2 protein-coding genes are annotated in these 1,260 nt (G+C 44.3%); both read right to left on the bottom strand.

Annotation, left to right across the window (positions count from 1 at the left end):
- Positions 1-831: aminoacyl-tRNA deacylase and HDOD domain-containing protein (locus A3757_RS23175; RefSeq protein WP_156506513.1), on the bottom strand; the 831-nt coding region annotated here is incomplete at its 3' end.
- A 178-nt stretch (positions 832-1,009) separates the two neighbouring features.
- Positions 1,010-1,260, bottom strand: a 251-nt coding sequence (locus A3757_RS23170) for a phosphoenolpyruvate carboxylase (protein ID WP_156506512.1), incomplete at its 5' end; no start/stop codon positions are given.

The following is a 1,260-nucleotide window of genomic DNA, read 5'->3' as shown; positions in this document are numbered from 1 at the left end:
TATATTGAAAGCTTTTCCTGCCGCTAAACCCATCGATAGCTGAGATACACGATCAAAACCTAGCACGATATTCACAGCATCTTTTACACACGTTAATTCGCCTCGATAAGAAAACAACGCTGACCGGGCATAACGCATCACCTGTGAGGCTAGACTCGGATCTCGCTCTATCACCTCAGCCAATTGAAATACATCAGCATCGGGGTCGCTGGTCAGGTGCATGATTCGTATAGCAGTTTCTGGCATTGGTGGTAACTTATATAAACGACTTAACTTCTTCGCAATGCCATCTAGGGTCAAGCCCGCATTATGAGGCAAATTTGAAACCTTCTGCCCCGATCCTGACTTAGGCTCCTCACCCGCAAGCCAAATAGAAACTTTTGCCTTAATCGCGCCATTCATTGCCATACGAAAAGACGGACCGGGAATCTTTAATAAGGTGCTTGAGCAACCACTAGCAGAGAATACAAACTCCAGTTCCAGTAAACTCGTATCTAGAATAATCGGCAAACCATAAGCAGTTGCGAGAATCGGGTACATCCCGGTTTCACAATCCTTAAATAGCTTTCGTGAGTTTTCATCACTTAAAATTTGAAAAGATCTACCCAATGAGTCATTAATTAATTCAATATCCAATTTTGTGCCAAAGGGGATCACCGCAACCGCCGGGCCTTCCTCATCGAGTAAAGTAACAGGTACTGCACTCATTTCCGGAATCGCCTGTGCCTGCTCCAGGGCTTGTGCAAAACTTAAACTGCGAGCGTGATGAATCTGCTGACAGATCAATCCCTTGTGATTGATAAACTGGTTTAGTCTGGAAGCTATGGGCACAATGATTTACCTAAGTATTAATTGATAAACGGAGCAAGAACTTTTGGTGGCGCCGTGACGGAATACTTACCGAGTGTAGAGCTATCCGCAAAAATAACTCTACACCACTTCACACGCTTACGTTTTTAAGAACTTCGTTGCAAACGCTTACGCAGTCGATTCAAACACAAGAGCTGAACTAGCCCGTATTTCGAATTCCAGCAGCGATACCGGCCATCGTTACTTTTAAAGCTGTTTCAACTAAATCACGCTCTTGCTTACCTTCAGAGCTTCGCTCGGCTAAACGGTCACGCCTCAACAGCTCCGCCTGCAAATAATGTAACGGATCAGTATAAGGGTTCCTAACATTTAAAGAACCTTGTAGCTGGGGATGATTTTCCTGAAGCGCCCCTTGCTTTTTAACTTTATTAACCAGCTTAACTACATCCA

This window comes from Oleiphilus sp. HI0117 (genome assembly GCF_001635235.1).
Note: the sequence above shows the minus strand (reverse complement) of the source record. Positions and strands in the feature narration are given on the sequence as shown.